The 18,135-nt window shown below is 58.7% G+C and carries 14 protein-coding genes; 10 read left to right on the forward strand and 4 right to left on the reverse strand.

Features of this window, described 5'->3' with window-relative positions; translation table 11 throughout:
• The first annotated feature begins 76 nt into the window (after positions 1-76).
• The 6 genes from V6L81_RS14070 (at position 77) to pepN (ending at position 6,709) form a co-directional block, all read left to right on the forward strand.
• Positions 77-967: an NAD(+) kinase gene (locus tag V6L81_RS14070; RefSeq protein ID WP_095000386.1), complete on the forward strand. Its 891-nt coding sequence runs from the start codon at positions 77-79 to the stop codon at positions 965-967.
• Positions 967-1,938, forward strand: coding sequence for a metallophosphoesterase (locus V6L81_RS14075; RefSeq protein WP_095000385.1), 972 nt, complete (start codon positions 967-969; stop codon positions 1,936-1,938). The genes V6L81_RS14070 and V6L81_RS14075 overlap by 1 nt, the downstream gene beginning before the upstream one ends.
• A complete protein-coding gene (locus tag V6L81_RS14080) occupies positions 1,935-2,807 on the forward strand; it encodes a rhomboid family intramembrane serine protease (RefSeq protein WP_338660052.1) in 873 nt (290 codons plus the stop codon). The genes V6L81_RS14075 and V6L81_RS14080 overlap by 4 nt, the downstream gene beginning before the upstream one ends.
• Positions 2,808-2,951: 144 nt before the next feature.
• Positions 2,952-3,212 carry a YeaC family protein gene (locus V6L81_RS14085; protein ID WP_016780738.1) on the forward strand — a complete coding sequence of 87 codons (261 nt, stop codon included), beginning with the start codon at positions 2,952-2,954 and terminating at the stop codon, positions 3,210-3,212.
• Complete coding sequence (locus V6L81_RS14090) at positions 3,209-4,039, forward strand: DUF2797 domain-containing protein (protein ID WP_095000383.1); 831 nt, start codon at positions 3,209-3,211, stop codon at positions 4,037-4,039. Before V6L81_RS14085 ends, V6L81_RS14090 begins: the two co-directional genes overlap by 4 nt.
• A 12-nt stretch (positions 4,040-4,051) precedes the next feature.
• Positions 4,052-6,709 carry an aminopeptidase N gene (gene pepN / locus V6L81_RS14095; protein WP_095018021.1) on the forward strand — a complete coding sequence of 886 codons (2,658 nt, stop codon included), beginning with the start codon at positions 4,052-4,054 and terminating at the stop codon, positions 6,707-6,709.
• 50 nt (positions 6,710-6,759) lie between these two features.
• Here pepN and V6L81_RS14100 read toward each other — a convergent pair whose 3' ends face one another.
• Together V6L81_RS14100 and V6L81_RS14105 are read right to left on the reverse strand one after the other, a co-directional pair.
• On the reverse strand, positions 6,760-7,995 hold the full coding sequence (locus V6L81_RS14100) for an alkaline phosphatase family protein (RefSeq protein WP_338660053.1): 1,236 nt from the start codon (positions 7,993-7,995) through the stop codon (positions 6,760-6,762).
• Positions 7,996-8,152: 157 nt separating this feature from the next.
• Entirely contained in the window at positions 8,153-10,267 is a 2,115-nt protein-coding gene (locus V6L81_RS14105; protein ID WP_338660054.1) for a TonB-dependent siderophore receptor, read from the reverse strand.
• 290 nt (positions 10,268-10,557) lie between these two features.
• Here V6L81_RS14105 and V6L81_RS14110 point away from each other — a divergent pair, with 290 nt between their 5' ends.
• Entirely contained in the window at positions 10,558-11,742 is a 1,185-nt protein-coding gene (locus tag V6L81_RS14110) for a sugar transporter (RefSeq protein ID WP_095000379.1), read from the forward strand.
• Between the two features lie 235 nt (positions 11,743-11,977).
• On the opposite strand, the gene mhpT is transcribed toward V6L81_RS14110, so the two are convergent.
• Positions 11,978-13,192 carry a 3-(3-hydroxy-phenyl)propionate transporter MhpT gene (gene mhpT, locus V6L81_RS14115; RefSeq protein WP_338660055.1) on the reverse strand — a complete coding sequence of 405 codons (1,215 nt, stop codon included), beginning with the start codon at positions 13,190-13,192 and terminating at the stop codon, positions 11,978-11,980.
• Between the two features lie 297 nt (positions 13,193-13,489).
• Between mhpT and V6L81_RS14120 the strand changes: the two genes are divergently transcribed.
• The gene (locus tag V6L81_RS14120) at positions 13,490-14,773 is read left to right on the forward strand and encodes an OprD family porin (RefSeq protein ID WP_095000377.1); all 1,284 of its coding nucleotides are present in this window, start codon (positions 13,490-13,492) and stop codon (positions 14,771-14,773) included.
• 245 nt (positions 14,774-15,018) lie between these two features.
• Here the strand turns inward: V6L81_RS14120 and V6L81_RS14125 are convergent, their stop codons facing one another.
• Complete coding sequence (locus tag V6L81_RS14125; protein ID WP_095000376.1) at positions 15,019-15,507, reverse strand: MarR family winged helix-turn-helix transcriptional regulator; 489 nt, start codon at positions 15,505-15,507, stop codon at positions 15,019-15,021.
• A gap of 201 nt (positions 15,508-15,708) precedes the next feature.
• Here V6L81_RS14125 and V6L81_RS14130 point away from each other — a divergent pair, with 201 nt between their 5' ends.
• Both V6L81_RS14130 and V6L81_RS14135 read left to right on the forward strand, forming a co-directional pair.
• On the forward strand, positions 15,709-16,539 hold the full coding sequence (locus V6L81_RS14130; RefSeq protein WP_019822412.1) for a p-hydroxycinnamoyl CoA hydratase/lyase: 831 nt from the start codon (positions 15,709-15,711) through the stop codon (positions 16,537-16,539).
• Between the two features lie 72 nt (positions 16,540-16,611).
• Positions 16,612-18,060, forward strand: a complete 1,449-nt coding sequence (locus tag V6L81_RS14135) for an aldehyde dehydrogenase (RefSeq protein WP_338660056.1) — start codon at positions 16,612-16,614, stop codon at positions 18,058-18,060.
• Positions 18,061-18,135: the final 75 nt, after the last annotated feature.

Genomic DNA, 18,135 nt, shown 5'->3' on the forward strand with positions numbered 1-18,135 from the left:
CTGAAAGGGTTTTGTCTATCGTCGTCTTTCGCCCATAATCGTTATTTTCGCACGCATAGAATCCCGCAGGAGCCCCATGGAGCAATTTCGTAATATCGGCATCATAGGTCGTCTGGGCAGCTCGCAAGTGCTCGATACGGTTCGCCGACTGAAAAAATTCCTGCTCGAGCGGCATATGCACGTGATCCTTGAAGACACGATCGCCGAGGTGTTGCCCGGTCACGGCCTGCAAACTTCGTCACGCAAAATGCTTGGCGAAGTCTGCGACATGGTGATTGTGGTCGGCGGCGATGGCAGTTTGCTGGGCGCCGCCCGCGCGCTGGCCCGGCACAATGTACCGGTGCTGGGTATCAACCGTGGCAGTCTGGGCTTTCTGACCGATATCCGTCCCGATGAACTGGAAGTCAAAGTTGCTGAGGTGCTTGACGGCCACTACCTGGTTGAAAACCGTTTTCTGCTGCAGGCCGAAGTGCGCCGTCACGGCGAAGCCATCGGCCAGGGCGATGCCCTCAATGATGTGGTGCTGCACCCGGGCAAGTCCACGCGCATGATCGAGTTCGAACTGCATATCGATGGCCAGTTCGTCTGCAGCCAGAAGGCCGACGGCCTGATCGTGGCCACGCCCACGGGCTCAACGGCCTATGCCATGTCAGCGGGCGGCCCGATCATGCACCCCAAGCTCGACGCGATCGTGATTGTGCCCATGTACCCGCATACCCTGAGCAGCCGCCCGATCGTGGTCGATGGCAACAGTGAGTTGAAAATAGTGGTGGCCAAGGACATGCAGATCTACCCGCAGGTTTCGTGTGACGGTCAGAACCACTTCACCTGTGCGCCGGGCGACACCATCAACGTCAGCAAAAAAGCGCAAAAACTGCGCCTGATTCATCCTTTGGACCACAACTACTACGAAGTGTGTCGGACCAAGCTTGGCTGGGGTAGCCGACTGGGCGGCAGGGCTGACTGATGCTCGATCCAGCGCGCAGTTACGATCTGATCGGTGACGTGCATGGCTGTGCTCATACCCTTGAGCACCTGCTGGAGCGTCTGGGCTATCGAAAACTCGCCGGTATCTGGCGACACCCGCAACGGATGGCGGTGTTTCTGGGTGACATTATTGATCGCGGCCCGCGCATTCGCGAGTCGCTGCATATTGTCTACGACATGGTACGCAGCGGTCAGGCCCTGTGCCTGATGGGTAACCATGAATTCAACGCGCTGGGCTGGTGCACACCCGCGCCAGCCGGAAGTGGCAAGCAGTTTGTGCGCGAGCACACGCCGCGCCATGCCCGGCTGATCCACGAAACCCTCGAACAGTTCGACAAGTATCCCGCTGAATGGCGCGAGTTTGTGCAGTGGTTTTACGACATGCCGCTGTTTGTCGATGCCGGGCGCTTCCGGGTGGTACATGCCTGCTGGGACAGCGAAGTGATCGCCACCCTGCGTGCGCAATACCCCGACGGCTGCATTGACGAGGCCTTCTTGCAGGCCGCGGCGGTGTCGGACAGCTTTGCCAGCCTGAGCTTCAACCGCCTGTTGCGTGGCACTGACATGCGCCTGCCGGGGGGCATGACCCTGACCGGTGGCGACGGCCTGACGCGGGCATTCTTTCGCACCAAGTTCTGGGAAGACGACCCCAAGACCTACGGCGATATCGTTTTCCAGCCGGACGCGCTGCCTGAACGGGTGGCACAGCAGCCGCTGTCCTCCACTGAAAAAAGTGCCCTGTTACGTTACGGCATTGATGAACCGCTGTTGTTTGTCGGGCACTACTGGCGCAGCGGCCGGCCCGCGCCGATCCGTCCGAACCTGGCGTGCCTGGATTACAGCGCGGTGTTGTACGGCAAACTGGTGGCTTATCGCCTTGACCAGGAAACCCGGCTCGATCCGGACAAATTTGTATGGGTGAATGTAGATCGCCCTGAGGCCATTCAATGAGTGTTGTAGCGGTATTGCGTTTGCCGTTGTCTGTGGACCTGAGCGGTTTTGTTGCTTTGCTGCGGCGCATGCAGGTGCCCCATCGGGTCAGTGAAGAGGCAGGCGAGCAGGTGCTATGGGCACCTGAGTCCATTGCCGACGACGTGCGCAGCCTGTACCAGCGTTTTCCGCTGGGTGACCCCGATCACGCCTTACCCGTTGTCGAACGGCCGCAGGCCATGACCCGCCCGGGTTTTGCGCAGCAGCTGCGCGATAGCCCGGCCACAGCCATCGTGTTGCTGCTGTGCGTAATCGTGGCCGCGGTGACGCAACTGGGTGACAATTTGTCGGCCCTGAGGTTTTTCACGTTTCTGGACTTCAGCATTTATGGCCAGTACATCGACTTTGTCCCCTTGTCTGACAGCCTGGCGTCCGGGCAGTGGTGGCGACTGTTTACGCCGATGTTGATTCACTTCGGTTTCCTGCATATCGCCATGAACGGCATGTGGTACTGGGAGCTGGGGCGGCGCATTGAAATGCGCCAGGGCAGCGTCAACCTGATCTGCTTGAGCCTGTTGTTCAGCCTGGTGTCCAACTTCGCCCAGTACCTGGTGGGCGGCCCGAGCCTGTTTGGCGGGTTGTCGGGGGTGTTGTACGGGCTGTTGGGGCATGTCTGGATCTATCAGTTGATGGCGCCAAACCCCCTGTATAACCTGCCGCGCGGTGTGCTGGTGATGATGCTGGTGTGGCTGGCATTGTGCATGTCGGGGCTGGTGTCGATGATCGGCTTTGGCCAGATCGCCAATGCCGCCCATGTGGGCGGACTGGTCATCGGTTGCCTGACCGGCTTGCTGGGCGGGCTTTGGGCGCGGCGCAGGCAGGCTGTATAAAGTTTCGAATTGTCGCGTGGGAGCGGGCTTGCTCGCGATGGGTTCAACCCGTTGATTCAGATGCACCGAGTTGCCTGAATCGCGAGCAAGCCCGCTCCCACAGATAGAAATGCCATCTGATTTTTAAAGAGCGGAAACAGAACCATGTCCTCTTTCAACGAAATGATTCAAAACATCACCCCCGAGATCTACCAGAGCCTGAAACTGGCCGTGGAAATCGGTAAATGGGCGGACGGCAACAAACTCACTGCCGAACAGCGCGAGCTGTCGTTGCAGGCGATGATCGCCTGGGAAGTGCAGAACCTGCCTGAAGACCAGCGCACCGGTTATATGGGCCCGCAGGAATGCAGCTCGAAATCGGCGCCGGTGCCCAACATCCTGTTCAAGTCGGATGCCATCCATTGATTGAGATTGGTCGCGGTGCAATCAGCAAGATGTCGGCAAGCCTGGAAACGCCGACCGTTCAATATGCGTTCCGTTTGGGCGATACCGAGGTGCCGGTCAATCCCTTGATTGGCACTAAACTGCGTCTGGAATACCTGGGGGAGATCAACTGCTCTCATTGCGGGCGTAAAACCAAGAAGAGCTTCAGCCAGGGCTACTGCTACCCGTGCATGACCAAGCTGGCACAATGTGATGTGTGCATCATGAGCCCGGAGCGTTGCCATTATGACGCGGGCACTTGCCGTGATCCGTTGTGGGGCGAGCAGTTCTGCATGACCGATCATGTGGTGTATCTGGCCAACTCCTCCGGGGTCAAGGTGGGCATTACCCGTGCCACCCAGTTGCCGACCCGCTGGCTCGACCAGGGTGCCAGCCAGGCATTGCCGATCGTGCGCGTGGCGACCCGTCAGCAATCGGGGTTTGTCGAAGACCTGTTCCGCTCGCAAGTGGCTGACCGGACCAACTGGCGTGCACTGCTCAAGGGCGACGCAGCGCCGGTAGACCTCGCCGCAGTGCGTGCGCAACTGTTCGAGAGTTGCGCCGAAGGCCTGCACACCCTGCAGGAACGTTTCGGCCTGCAAGCGGTACAGCCTTTGCATAGCGTCGAGCCCATCGAGATTTGCTACCCGGTCGAGCAGTATCCGACCAAGATTGTCAGCTTCAATCTGGATAAAGATCCGATCGTCGAAGGCACGCTGATGGGGATCAAGGGCCAATACCTGATCTTTGACACCGGCGTTATCAATATCCGCAAATACACGGCCTACCAGCTGGCCGTGCATCAGTAAAAGGACTCCAGCATGCGCACCGAACAACCGCAAATGATCTACCTGAAGGACTACCAGGCGCCCGATTACCTGATCGACGAGACGCACCTGACCTTCGAGTTGTTCGAGGATCACACCCTGGTTCATGCGCAACTGCTGATGCGCCGCAACCCGGCCCGTGGCGCCGGCCTGCCGGCCCTGGCGCTGGATGGCCAGCAGCTGGAGCTGCTGTCGGTCAGCCTCGACGATATCGAATTGACCGCCGAGGATTATCAGCTCAGCGACAGCCACCTGATCCTGCACCCGACCAGCGAACAGTTCGTGGTCGATACCAGCGTGCGCATCCACCCCGAATCCAACACCGCGCTGGAAGGCCTGTACAAGTCCGGCGGGATGTTCTGCACCCAGTGCGAGGCCGAAGGCTTTCGCAAGATTACCTATTACCTCGACCGCCCGGACGTGATGAGCAAGTTCACCACCACCGTGGTGGCCGAGCAGCACAGTTACCCGATTCTGCTGTCCAACGGCAACCCGATCGCCAGCGGCCCCGACGAAGACGGCCGGCACTGGGCAACCTGGGAAGACCCGTTCATGAAACCGGCGTACCTGTTTGCACTGGTGGCCGGTGACCTGTGGTGCGTCGAAGACACGTTCACCACCATGAGCGAGCGCAGCGTGGCGCTGCGCATTTATGTCGAGCCGGAAAACATCGACAAATGCCAGCACGCCATGACCAGCCTGAAAAAATCCATGCGCTGGGACGAAGAGACCTACGGTCGTGAATACGACCTGGACATCTTTATGATCGTGGCCGTCAACGACTTCAATATGGGCGCCATGGAGAACAAGGGTCTCAATATCTTCAACTCCAGCGCCGTACTGGCCCGCGCCGAAACCGCCACCGATGCCGCGCACCAGCGGGTCGAAGCCATCGTCGCCCACGAGTACTTCCACAACTGGTCGGGTAACCGCGTGACCTGTCGCGACTGGTTCCAGCTGTCGCTCAAGGAAGGCTTCACGGTGTTCCGTGATTCCGAGTTCTCGGCCGACATGAATTCGCGCACCGTCAAGCGCATCCAGGACGTGGCCTACCTGCGCACTCACCAGTTCGCCGAAGACGCCGGCCCCATGGCCCATGCCGTGCGCCCGGAGAGCTTTATCGAGATCTCCAACTTCTACACCCTGACCGTTTACGAGAAGGGTTCTGAGGTGGTGCGCATGATCCACACCCTGCTGGGCGCCGAGGGGTTTCGCAAAGGCAGTGACCTGTACTTCGAGCGTCATGATGGCCAGGCGGTGACCTGCGACGACTTTATCAAGGCCATGGAAGATGCCAATGGCGCCGACCTGAGCCAGTTCAAGCGCTGGTACAGCCAGGCAGGTACACCGCGGCTGGCCGTCAGCGAGCACTACGATGCGCAACAACACACCTATAGCCTGACTTTTGCGCAAAGCTGCCCGGCAACTCCGGACAAGATCGAAAAACTGCCGTTCGTCATTCCGGTCGAACTGGGCCTGCTGGACGCCGGGGGTAGTGAAATTGCCCTGCAACTGGCGGGCGAAGCTGCGGCCTCGGGCACCAGCCGCGTGCTGTCAGTGACTGAAGCCGAACAGACCTTCACCTTTGTCGGCATCAACGAAAAACCGCTGCCGTCCCTGTTGCGCGGGTTCTCGGCACCGGTGAAGCTGAGCTTCGATTACAGCCGTGACCAGTTGATGTTCCTGATGCAGCACGACAGCGACGGGTTCAACCGTTGGGATGCTGGTCAGCAACTGGCGGTACAGGTGCTGCAAGAGTTGATTGCGCAGCATCAGCGCGGTGAAGCACTGGTCATGGATCAGCGTCTGGTCGAGGCGTTGCGCACGGTGCTGGGCAATGAGCAACTGGATCAGGCAATGGTGGCAGAGATGCTCTCGCTGCCGGGCGAAGCCTATCTGACCGAAATCAGTGATGTGGCCGATGTCGAAGCCATCCACGTTGCCCGCGAGTTCGCTCGCAAGCAACTGGCAGACAGCCTGTTCGACGCCCTGTGGACGCGTTACCAGGCCAACCGCGAAGTGTCCAAAGCCACGCCTTATGTGGCTGAAGCCGAGCACTTTGCCCGTCGCGCACTGCAAAATATCGCGCTGTCCTACCTGATGCTCAGCGGCAAGCCGCAAGTGTTGGCAGCGGCGCTGGAGCAGTTCGAGCACAGCGACAACATGACCGAACGCCTGACGGCGCTGGCCGTGCTGGTCAACTCGCCCTACGAGGCGGAAAAAGCTGCGGCGTTGGCCAGTTTTGCCGAGCAATTCAAGGACAACCCGCTGGTCATGGATCAATGGTTCAGCGTGCAGGCGGGCAGCACCTTGCCCGGCGGTTTGCAGCGCGTGCGCGAGCTGATGCAACATCCGGCGTTCACCATCAAGAACCCGAACAAAGTGCGGGCCCTGGTGGGTGCCTTTGCCGGGCAAAACCTGATCAACTTCCATGCTGCGGACGGTTCGGGCTATCGTTTCCTGGCGGACCTGGTGATCGAACTGAATGGTTTCAACCCGCAGATTGCCTCTCGGCAACTGGCGCCGCTGACCCGCTGGCGCAAGTACGACGCTGCGCGACAGGCGCTGATGAAGGCAGAGCTTGAGCGCATCCGCAGCTCGGGCGAACTGTCCAGCGATGTGTTTGAAGTGGTCAGCAAAAGTCTGGCGTAACGCCTGGACGTAAAAAAGGCGCTGTCCGAGTGATCGGGCAGCGCTTTTTTTTATGGTTTTTTGTCGCCCAGAGTGATCAAGCGTGACACAGGCACTTTATCAATCACTGCCGTGTAATTGACTGGCCCTTTGAGTTCCTTGATGTCGTTGTCGATATAACCACGCCGGGAGTAGTCGACAGAGGCGATTTGCTTGCCATTGCGATAAATGTGCACGGGCTTGTCTGCGCTCCCATCGCCATTCCAGGTCAGATTCACCTGTGCTGCGTCAGGCGCTAACCGGGCAGAGAATAGCCTTGCACCCAGAGGCCCGGTCAGGGGCAGACCGTCCATGGCATGCCGGGCAGGTACGGGCTCGATGCCAAAATGGGCCAACAGGGTCGGAGTAATATCCGCCTGGCTGGCAAAACCGTAGAGGTTGTCGTGGCCCGGATTGTCCGGATTGGTGATGGGGCGGGTAAGTTGCTCGTTGGCGGGTTTGTTGAGTGCGATAAACGTGGTTTTCTCGCTCAGGGTTTGGGCGCCATGATTACGCCCATCGGGCAGGCGCCGGCCATGATCAGTTGTCACCAGTACTAGCCAGTCTTCATCGGGGTTGCTTTGTTTACGGCGCTTGAGTGCCGACAGTAACTGGCCGACCTTGTCGTCGACGCCCTGGATTGCGGTCTGATAGCGGGTTGAAAAACCGTATCTATGGCCGACATTGTCAGGCTCGTCGAAGTGCGCGAAAACCAGGTCCGAGCGACCATATTCAAGCTCATAGCTGGCCTTGTCGGCGACGCATTGATCGACGTCGGAGCATTTGATGGCAAGGTCGATAAAGCCTTGGGCAATATCATCGGCGAAGTTGTTGTTGATGGTATTCCAGCTGACAATGCTGCTCGTTTTGCGTTCAGGATCCGCCTGCTTGAGTTGCTTGAACAGGCTGGGCGCTTTGTTGCGCCATGCGTTGTTGTTGGAGGGGACTTTATGTCGGTCTACCCAGGTGCCGGTCAGTATTGTCGTCCAGCCCGGGCCGCTACCGGTAGTTTGCTCTGTCGCAGTTCCGTCAATCCCTCCGATGTAACTTTTGGCGGGGTTCAGGCCGGCAATATGGGGGGCCATATTATTTTGAATGGCTTGCTGAAGTTTTTCGTATTGCATGCCGTCGACACCAATCAACAAGGCCTTGTGGCTTTTGTAGTTTTGGGCGTCGGAGGTATCAGGGGGCGCGGCATGGGACAACATGACGGTGAATGTAAAACCCAGGCCGGTAGCGATAGATAAAGCAATATGGGTATGGCTCATGGCAGATCTCACTCAGTGAGTTGAACACGAGACGAATATGTAAGGGCTGTATGTCACTGACATTACGTTATTGCCAGCTTTAAATGCAGGATATTTCAGTACCCCGCACGTTCATACGCAGTTCATGTCGGGCCAGGGGAACTGGCCCGGCACTTCATCAGAACTTCCAGCTCACCGATGCCGTGACGTTGCGCGGGGAGCCGTAGTTGCTTTGCCCGTAACGTACGCTTTGCAGGTATTTCTCGTTGGTCAGGTTGTCGAGGTTGAGCTGGGTGCTCCAGTGCGGGTCGATATCATAGCTGGCCATCAGGCCCACCAGCATATAGGCAGCCTGGTTTGCTGCCGGGGTGTCGTCGTTCTCGACCTTGCTTTGCCACTTGAGGCTGCCACCCACTTTTACCTGCGGTGCCATCGGCAGCTTGTAGGCCATGGAGGTGGTCAGGGCATTGCGCGGTATAAACTTGCGCCCGCGGTTGTTGTCGGCATCGGTGATATAGACGTAGGTATAGCCCCCGCTGATTTGCAGGCCCGGCGCCAGTTCGCCCGAAGCTTCCAGTTCTACACCGCTGCTCTTGTACGACATGCCGTCATACAGGTAACCGCCCAGGGAAGGGTTGAAACCTGAGTAGGTGGCAACGTTATCCTGCTTGGTATGAAATACCGCTGCCGAAACGTCCAGTTTCTTGTCCAGCAGATGCCCCTTGATCCCGGCCTCGTAGCTCTTGCCTTCCAGCGGGTCGAGCACCTGGCCCTGGGTATTGAGGTAGTACTGCGGGTTGAAAATCTTGGTGTAGCTGGCATACAGCGAGTACTGCGGCGTCAGGTCATAGACTACGCCAGCGTACGGGGTGACTTTGCCATGAATGCTCACGTCCCGCCCCGAACCGTAGTTTTCGCCGTCGCTGTCGGCACTGAGCATGCGCGCACCGACGATCAGGTGCAGGTCGTCGGTAAGGCTCAACCGCGTACCAGCGTAGAGGCTCTTCTGGCGATCGGTGTAATTGGAGGTCGCGTCGGCATTGGCCATGTTGTAAGCAGGCTTGGGGATGACGCCGTTGAGGGCATCTTCCAGCGACACCGGGGTGTAGTACGAGGAGGTGCCGTACAGCGAGGTTTCCTGGGTACGGGAACGGGCCACGTTGGCGCCGAAGGTCAACTGGTGCTCGCGGCCGCCCAGGCTGAAAGGCCCGCTGAACGAGAGGCCGCCATCCAGCTCGCGGGTCTTGCCTTTGTAGTTGGAGGCCAGCCCGGTATAGCCGGTGCTAGAGGCGCTGTTGGCATAGATGTAGAACATGTCGGTGTCTTCGCGATGCTCCATGGCGGTTACGGTCAGCGTGGACTTCCAGTCATTGGCGAAGTGGTGCTGCCACTCGGCGAAGGCGCGACTGGTGCGTACATCCCAGTACACCCAGGGCTGGGCAATGTTGGCACTGGTGCTGCTGTAGTGCAGGGCGTTGCCGCTGCTGTCGGTCAGCGGCAGGGAGCCCCAGCTGGCACCGTTGGCATTGCTTTTCTGGTCTTCATAACCGACGGTCAGCGTGTCGTCGTCACTCAGGTCGAAGGCGAGCATGCCACTGAAGATGTTCTTTTCCCGGGAATAACGATCCAGATAAGAGTTGCCCACTTCGTTGGCATAGATCACTCGCCCGCGCACATTGCCCGCATCGGTCAGCGGCCCGGAGACGTCGAGATCGACCCGGCGCTTGTCCCAGGAGCCGGCGCTGACGCTGACCTTGGCCTCAGGCTCATAGGTGGGGCGTTTGCGGATAAAGTTAACCGTGGCCGACGGGTTGCCAGTGCCGGTCATCAGGCCGTTGGCGCCGTGCAAGACATCAACCTGCTCGTAGGGTGCGGTGTCGATATCACCCACCAGCACGCCGCCGGTGAGCCCCATGCCCATGCCGTCGTACTGGAAGTTGGTGATGTCGAAACCGCGGGCAGTGAAGTAAGTCCGGTCGGTCTCGACCTTTTGCACGTTGACTCCGGGGGTACTGTCCAGCACATCGCGAATACTGTTGAGCTTGAAGTCGTCAAGTTGCTCGCGCTTGATGCTGGTGATGCCCTGGGGTGTTTGCCCGGCGGTGAGGTTCAATCGCGTCGTAGTGGCGGCGGGTTTGGCTTGATAGCCCGGTGGTGCATCTTCACTGTCGGCGGTGCCGGTGACGCTGGTGGAAGGCAGGTTCAAGGTGTATTCGTCGGCTGATGCCGAATTGAGCATGCCCAGTGCGACAAGTGTGAGGGCGGACGTCGGAAGGCTGAGCAGTGAGCGCATGATCTGCGGATACTCCGGGCTGGAACTGCGTAAACGAGAATTAGTTACAAAGTTTTACATTTGTGCAAATGATAATCAATGCTCTTAACTATTCTTTACGCATTGTCGCAAAATCCTTGCTGCGGTCTTTTTATCGGGCACCTCGGCGCCTCGACAAAACGCCGCCTGCCGAGTATCTGCAAAATCTCGCCAACGGCTCTGCGTGAAGGCTATAAACTGTCAGCCTGTGTGGTTCCGGCTTGAAGCGTCGGAGCCGGTTCATCATCGATAGCGAGTAGTGCATTCATTAAATGAGCAACCCCACCTCTACCTCTAAAGCCAACTGGCAGCCTGTAATCGCGCTGGCGCTGGCCGCTTTTGTGTTCAATACCACCGAGTTTGTGCCGGTGGGGCTGCTGAGTGCGATTGGCGCAAGTTTTGACATGGCCACGGCCCGGGTCGGGCTGATGCTCACCATCTATGCCTGGGTGGTGTCACTGGCTTCCTTGCCGATCATGCTGGTGACGCGCAACGTTGAGCGGCGCAAGTTACTGCTGGTGCTGTTCGGGTTGTTTATCGCCAGTCATGTACTGTCGAGTCTGGCGACCAGCTTCGGCATTTTGTTGCTTAGCCGGATCGGCGTGGCGCTGTCCCATGCGCTGTTCTGGTCGATAACAGCCTCTCTGGCGGTGCGTCTGGCGCCTGAGGGCAAGCAGGTGCAAGCGCTGGGGTTGCTGGCCACCGGTACTTCGCTGGCGATGGTGATGGGGGTGCCCCTGGGCCGTTTGCTGGGCGAGGCCATGGGCTGGCGTACCACTTTTCTGGTGATCGCAGCGCTGGCGGTGTTGCTGGTGCTGTGGTTGGCGCGCACTTTGCCGTTGCTGCCAAGCCAGAATTCCGGCTCGCTCAGAAGCTTGCCGGTGCTGTTCAAGCGCCCTGCACTGGTGGCTGTGTATCTGTTGACGGCGGTGGTGATCACGGCGCAATTTACCGCGTACAGCTATATCGAACCCTTTGTGCAGAACGTGGCGGGTATGAGCGGCGCTACCGTGACCCTGATCCTGCTGCTCTTCGGCGGTGCGGGGATTTTCGGTTCGCTGTGTTTTAGCTGGTTCCACAAATACAGCCCGCTGGGCTTCCTGCTGACCGCTGTGGGCCTGATCGCGCTGAGCCTGCTGTTGCTGTTGCCGGCCAGTAACTGGATTGAATCCCTGGGGGTGTTGAGCATCATTTGGGGGATGGCGATCATGGGCTTTGGCCTGGCGATGCAGTCCAAAGTACTGACCCTGGCGCCGGACGCGACGGATGTGGCGATGGCGATGTTTTCCGGTATCTACAATATCGGCATTGGCGGCGGGGCATTGCTGGGCAGTTCGGTGGGCAGCCATTTCGGTTTTGCCTGGATCGGGCTGGCAGGTGGTTCGCTGGCGGGGCTGGCGTTGGTGTTCTACGCCTGGACCATGTACCGGCTAAACCGCAGCGCCGCACAGGCCTGACATACCGGGGCTTTGGCGCAAGGCCAGAGCCCCGGCAGGTTTACACGATGATCAGCACCCTCCCGATCGCAGCCTCGTTCCACTCGTCAACGACTACAACATGGAGTTGGTGGCAAGGCAGAAGAGACAACCCCTGATCTCAGGATTCAAACCTTTGAATCCTGAGATCAGCAGAACCTGAACAAACACGCTGTCGAGATGCTCCAGGCCATAGAGTGCAGCCTGGAGTTACTTGTCAGCGGCCACAAAGTCCCGGTTTCAGGCTTGCACTTTGATTGGCACGGGTAATCACCGTGATGACCGCCAATGCCGCAATGACCAGTCCCGGTGAAGTCGCCAGCAGCACCCCGGTCGTTCCGGCCCCGGCGGCGAGGATCTGACCTGCTGCCAAGGGACCTGCAACCGAACCCAGGCGCCCGATAGCGACTGCAGCGCCGACGCCGGTTGCCCGTACGGCTGTCGGATACAGCGGCGGAGCCATTGCATAGAGCACCAACTGCGCCGCCATTACAAACAGGCCCACGGCAAAGCCTGCAGTGGCCACGGGCACAATCCCTACCGAAAAGCCGATCCCGGCCAGTGATGCGAGTAGCCCGGCATAGACGCCCAGAACCACCTTGGTCGGGTTGCAGCGGTCCAGCAGCAGGCCACCGAGCAAGGAGCCCAAAGCACCGCCTATGTTGAACAGCATTTGCACCATGCCCGCTTGCGGCTTGGTGAAACCCTGGGCAAGCAGCAGTGTGGGCAGCCAGTTCAGCAACATGTACATCACGGTCAGGGTAAAGAAGTAACTGAGCCACAACGCCAGGGTCGAACGGCCACGACCTTCACCAAACAGTGCCTGGCCCGTAGACACGCGCAAAGCCTGGCTGGCGTCCTGGCGGAAAACCCGGGACTCGGGCAGCAGGATGATCATCAGCGGCACGACAAGCAACGGGGCTAGCCCGCCGATGATAAAGGTGGTTTGCCAGTGGTCATGGGAGAACATCGCCACTACCGCTGCCATTGCGCCACCCAGTGGCACGCCGCAATACATGATGCTGATCGCTGTGCCACGACGGCGTTCGTCTACCGCTTCAGCACATAGGGCGATCAGGTTGGGCAGGGCAGCTCCCAGACCAAGGCCCGTCATGAATCGCACCAGCAGCAAGTGGTAGTAGCTGTCTACATAGGCGGTCAGCAGAGAGAAGACGCCAAACAGGATGACCGCGCCGATGAGGATCTTTTTACGGCCGACTCGATCGGCAATCCAGCCGCCGAAGAATGCACCGGGCAGCAGGCCGATGATCCCGACACTGAACACCCAGCCCATCATTTTCGGGTCCAGGTCAAAGGTTTGACGCAGGCCGGCGGCGGCAGTGCCCGCGGCTTGCAGGTCAAACCCTTCGATAAGCGCAACGATAAAGCACAAAGCGATTGTCAGCGTCGAACGATGCTGTGGAGTGTTCATGGACGAACCTCGTTATTGTTTTTGTAGGGGGGCTTTCAGCGAGCCAAATAAAGATTAACAAAGATAACTAAAAAAAGAAGCTGCGAAGGTATTTGCTAAAAAATCAGCTTAAACGTGTTTAAAACAGGCTTTTAGCCAGTGCGTGCCTGTAATTATCAAAAATAGATAAGAAACATAATGTTCGATTATCGATCATTTAAGATTGACGTTGCTTTGACTTGTTTCCATTCTCTGGCCCAGGAAACGCCATGAGAGCGTTCTGGTTCTGTCAAAAACAACAATAAATGGACATTCAATATGCATACGCTCAACCAAGGCGCCCTGCGCTTGTTCCCGCTTTCGTGCATTGCCCTGTGCCTGCTCAGTACCCCTGTTTGGGCCCAGGGATTTATCGAAGACAGTCACGCCACCCTGACCTTGCGCAACTACTACATGGACCGTGATTACAAGGACGATGGCGTCAAGACCGCAGCGCGGGAATGGGCCCAGGGCTTCATTGCCAACATGGAGTCGGGCTTTACCGAGGGCACGGTCGGTTTCGGGCTGGATGTGCGTGGTCTGCTGGGGGTCAAGCTGGACTCTTCGCCTGACCGCAGCGGCACCGAACTGCTGCCGGTCAATAGTGACAAACAGGCTGCGGATGAGTACTCGCGACTGGCCTTCACCGGCAAGCTGCGTTTTAGCCAGACCACGCTCAAGACCGGTGATGTGTCGATTTTTCTGCCGTTTGCCTTTGCCAGCCCGTCGCGGCTTTTGCCCCAGACCTTTCGCGGGACCACCGTCAGCTCCAAAGAAATTGACGGTCTGACCTTCAACACCGGATATATCGACGCGATCAATAAACGTGACTCCACCAACTACCAGGCCATGACTATCGCGTCGCCCAATGGCCGATTCAAGGGCTCGGCTGAAACCTCGCACCTGGCTTACGGCGGTGGTGATTATCAGGTCAACAAGAACCTGAGCGTGCGCGCCTACCATGTCGAGGTGGCGGATTTGTACAAGCAAAGCACCCTGGCATTGCTGCACGATCTGCCCCTGGGTGATGGCGTGCTGACCACCGACCTGCGCAGTTTTTTCAGTGATGAGGCGGGCAGTGCCAAAGCAGGCAAGGTCGACAACATCAACGCATCGGCGCTGTTGGGTTATCGGCTGGGAGGGCATCGTTTAAGTGTGGGCTACATGCATTCCAGCGGTGATACGGCGACGCCTTACATCTCGGGTACAGAGTTGATGGGCATGAGCGAAATGACCATGAGTTCGGATTTTCTCAATGCCAAGGAGCGCACCTGGCAGGCCATTTACGACTACGACTTCACGGCGGTGGGGGTAGTGGGATTGAAAGGGCGGTTGCGTTATGTGCGCGGTGACAATATCGAACTGGCGTCCTTGAATGCGGATGATCGCAAGGAGCGCGAGTTTCAGATGGAGCTGGGGTACGTGATTCAGAGCGGGCCGCTGAAAAACCTGGGCCTTTTGGCGAGGAAGTCTATTTACCGCAATGACTTCCCGGCAGGTGCGGCCTTTCGCGACGAAAACCAGACCCGCTTCCTGGCCATCTATACCTTGCCGATCTGGTAGGGCCAATTGTCTATTTGCTGGAGAGCCGTGCGAGGCCCTGCGCGTGTTGCGGTTTTGCGACCGCTTCGCGCTCGAACGTAGCCTCGCTCTACTCGTCAACTGCTACGCAGTGGCATGAGTTGTGAAAATCGTAGCAGCTGCCGAGCCGTGCGAGGCTGCGTTCGGCTGCGCAGCAGTCGTGAATTCAGCTTTCACTATTGATCAGGCACTGCGCATGTTGCGGATTTGGTAGCTACAGCGCTGGGCTATTCCTGATACACCTTTTTCAGCAGGCGCAGCAGTTCTTCACGCTCGGCGCTATCCAGCGCCGAGGTCGCGTCGATGTCGCTTTGCGCAGCAATAGCCTTAAGCTCTTTGAGCAGGGCTTCGCCGGTCTTGCTCAGGAATATGCCGTAGGAGCGTTTGTCGGGTTTGCAACGAACCCGTACCGCCAACGCCCGACTCTCCAGCTTGTTCAACAATGGCACCACTTGCGGGGGCTCAATCGCCAGCGCCCGGGCCAGGTCCGCCTGCATCAGCCCGGGATGCTGGTCAATGATCGCCATTGCCGAAAACTGCGCCGGACGCAGGTCGTGGGTCGACAGCCGGCTGATCAGGTTCTGGAAAAGCTTGAGCTGGGCGCGGCGCATGGCATAGCCGATCAGTTCGTCCAGCGCGGTGTCCAGAGGAGCCTGTACGTCCGGGCTTTCAGGCATGGCCTCTTGGGCGACGACAGGGGTGGCTGGCTTGGCCATAAATAGAGGGGTCCTTGCTCGAATGAAGTTAATAAACGTATCTAGTTTGCCGCGGTTGCTGGTTGATAGCCATCGCTGCGTTATTTTACGAGCGTTTGCCGCAAAAAAAATTGGTTAATTTAATTAATGGTTAATTGACATAACTAATTATGCCGGTTAGTTTTCACTCATCTTCAAGCGAACAACAAGAGAGCAATCGCTATGAGCCAATACGAAGGCCGCTGGAAAACCGTCAAAGTCGAAATCGAAGACAGCATCGCCTGGGTGATACTCAATCGTCCGGAAAAACGCAATGCCATGAGCCCGACCCTGAACCGTGAAATGATCGACGTGCTGGAAACCCTCGAGCAGGACCCGCAGGCGGGTGTTTTGGTGTTGACCGGCGCGGGCGATGCCTGGACGGCGGGCATGGACTTGAAGGAGTACTTTCGCGAAGTGGACGCCGGCCCCGAGATTCTTCAGGAGAAAATCCGCCGTGAAGCGTCGCAGTGGCAATGGAAGTTGCTGCGCATGTACGCCAAGCCAACGATTGCCATGGTCAATGGCTGGTGCTTTGGTGGTGGTTTCAGCCCTCTGGTGGCGTGCGACCTGGCCATCTGCGCTGACGAGGCAACGTTCGGCCTGTCGGAAATCAACTGGGGCATTCCACCGGGCAACCTGGTCAGCAAGGCTATGGCAGACACCGTAGGCCATCGCCAGTCGCTGTACTACATCATGACCGGCAAGACCTTCGACGGGCGTAAAGCCGCCGAGATGGGCCTGGTCAATGAGAGCGTACCGCTGGCGCAGTTGCGTGAAGTCACCATTGAGCTGGCGCGCAATCTGCTGGAGAAAAACCCGGTTGTACTGCGTGCGGCCAAGCATGGCTTCAAGCGTTGCCGCGAACTGACCTGGGAGCAGAACGAAGATTATCTGTACGCCAAGCTCGACCAGTCGCGACTGCTGGATACCGAAGGCGGGCGTGAGCAGGGCATGAAGCAGTTCCTCGATGACAAGAGCATCAAGCCAGGCCTGCAAGCCTACAAGCGCTAATCTCGCTGTTCAGGGTGCGCCGGGCGCACCCTGTAAATGAATTCCCGATAACGACAATAAAGAGGAATCACCATGTTGGACGTGCCCCTGCTCATTGGCGGAAAGTCGTGCCCGGCCCGTGATGGTCGAGCGTTCGAACGCTGCAACCCGGTGACGGGTGAGGTGGTGTCACGCGTGGCCGCCGCCACCCTGGAAGATGCCGATGCCGCAGTTGCCGCGGCTCAGGCTGCTTTTCCCGTGTGGGCCGCGTTGGCGCCCAATGAACGGCGTACCCGGTTGCTCGCTGCTGCCGAGTTGATGCAGGCACGGGCGAGCGAGTTTATCGAGGCAGCGGGTGAAACCGGGGCTATGGCCAACTGGTACGGGTTCAACGTCAAGCTGGCGGCCGGCATGCTTCGTGAAGCCGCCTCCATGACCACCCAGATCAACGGCGAAGTAATCCCCTCCGATGTGCCCGGCAGTTTTGCGATGGCCTTGCGCCAACCCTGTGGCGTCATCCTGGGCATCGCGCCCTGGAATGCCCCGGTGATTCTGGCAACCCGTGCTCTGGCCATGCCGCTGGCGTGCGGCAACACCGTGGTGCTCAAGGCTTCCGAGCTGAGCCCGGCCGTTCACCGGCTGATTGGCCAGGTATTGCAGGACGCGGGACTGGGCGATGGCGTGGTCAACGTGATCAGCAATGCTCCGGTAGATGCGCCGGCGATTGTAGAGCGACTGATCGCCAATCCGGCGGTGCGTCGGGTCAACTTTACCGGCTCAACCCACGTGGGGCGCATTGTTGCCGAGCTGGCAGCCCGTCACCTCAAGCCGGCCCTTCTTGAGCTGGGGGGCAAGGCGCCGTTTCTGGTACTGGATGACGCTGACCTTGACGCCGCAGTCGACGCCGCAGCCTTTGGCGCTTACTTCAATCAGGGCCAGATCTGCATGTCCACCGAGAGGCTGATCGTGGACAGCAAGGTGGCGGATGCCTTTATCGACAAGCTGGCAGCCAAGATTGCCACCTTGCGCGCCGGTCATCCCCAGGCGGACGACTCGGTACTCGGTTCGCTGGTGGACGCCAGCGCCGGTGTGCGGATCAAGGCGCTGATCGACGATGCGGTCGGTAAAGGCGCGCGGCTGGTGGTGGGTGGTCAGGTCGAAGACAGCATCATGCAACCAACGTTGCTCGATGGTGTGACCCCGAGTATGCGCCTGTACCGCGAAGAGTCTTTTGGCCCGGTTGCCGTGCTACTGCGCGGGGACGGCGATGAGGCCTTGCTGAGTCTGGCCAACGATTCGGAGTTCGGTTTGTCGGCGGCGATTTTCAGTCGGGACACCGGGCGTGCCCTGGCACTGGCCCAGCGGGTCGAATCGGGCATTTGCCATATCAACGGCCCTACGGTCCACGATGAAGCGCAAATGCCCTTTGGTGGGGTCAAGTCCAGCGGTTACGGCAGTTTTGGCGGCAAGGCGTCGATCGAGCAATTCACCCAGTTGCGCTGGATCACCTTGCAGAACGGGCCGCGCCACTACCCGATCTGATTGTCTGCACAAGGCATAACAATAATAAGGAGTCATGCCTGCGCCATGCCGCTTAAGTGTCGGACGGGCCGCGCA

The organism is Pseudomonas bubulae (assembly GCF_037023725.1).
Lineage (GTDB): Bacteria > Pseudomonadota > Gammaproteobacteria > Pseudomonadales > Pseudomonadaceae > Aquipseudomonas > Aquipseudomonas bubulae.

Coding starts and splice junctions, on each gene's coding strand:
- V6L81_RS14070 (WP_095000386.1), top strand. CDS start 77: ATGGAGCAATTTCGTAATATCGGCATCATAGGTCGTCTGGGCAGCTCG.
- V6L81_RS14075 (WP_095000385.1), top strand. CDS start 967: ATGCTCGATCCAGCGCGCAGTTACGATCTGATCGGTGACGTGCATGGC.
- V6L81_RS14080 (WP_338660052.1), top strand. CDS start 1,935: ATGAGTGTTGTAGCGGTATTGCGTTTGCCGTTGTCTGTGGACCTGAGC.
- V6L81_RS14085 (WP_016780738.1), top strand. CDS start 2,952: ATGTCCTCTTTCAACGAAATGATTCAAAACATCACCCCCGAGATCTAC.
- pepN (WP_095018021.1), top strand. CDS start 4,052: ATGCGCACCGAACAACCGCAAATGATCTACCTGAAGGACTACCAGGCG.
- V6L81_RS14100 (WP_338660053.1), bottom strand. CDS start 7,995: ATGAGCCATACCCATATTGCTTTATCTATCGCTACCGGCCTGGGTTTT.
- V6L81_RS14105 (WP_338660054.1), bottom strand. CDS start 10,267: ATGCGCTCACTGCTCAGCCTTCCGACGTCCGCCCTCACACTTGTCGCA.
- V6L81_RS14110 (WP_095000379.1), top strand. CDS start 10,558: ATGAGCAACCCCACCTCTACCTCTAAAGCCAACTGGCAGCCTGTAATC.
- mhpT (WP_338660055.1), bottom strand. CDS start 13,192: ATGAACACTCCACAGCATCGTTCGACGCTGACAATCGCTTTGTGCTTT.
- V6L81_RS14120 (WP_095000377.1), top strand. CDS start 13,490: ATGCATACGCTCAACCAAGGCGCCCTGCGCTTGTTCCCGCTTTCGTGC.
- V6L81_RS14125 (WP_095000376.1), bottom strand. CDS start 15,507: ATGGCCAAGCCAGCCACCCCTGTCGTCGCCCAAGAGGCCATGCCTGAA.
- V6L81_RS14130 (WP_019822412.1), top strand. CDS start 15,709: ATGAGCCAATACGAAGGCCGCTGGAAAACCGTCAAAGTCGAAATCGAA.
- V6L81_RS14135 (WP_338660056.1), top strand. CDS start 16,612: ATGTTGGACGTGCCCCTGCTCATTGGCGGAAAGTCGTGCCCGGCCCGT.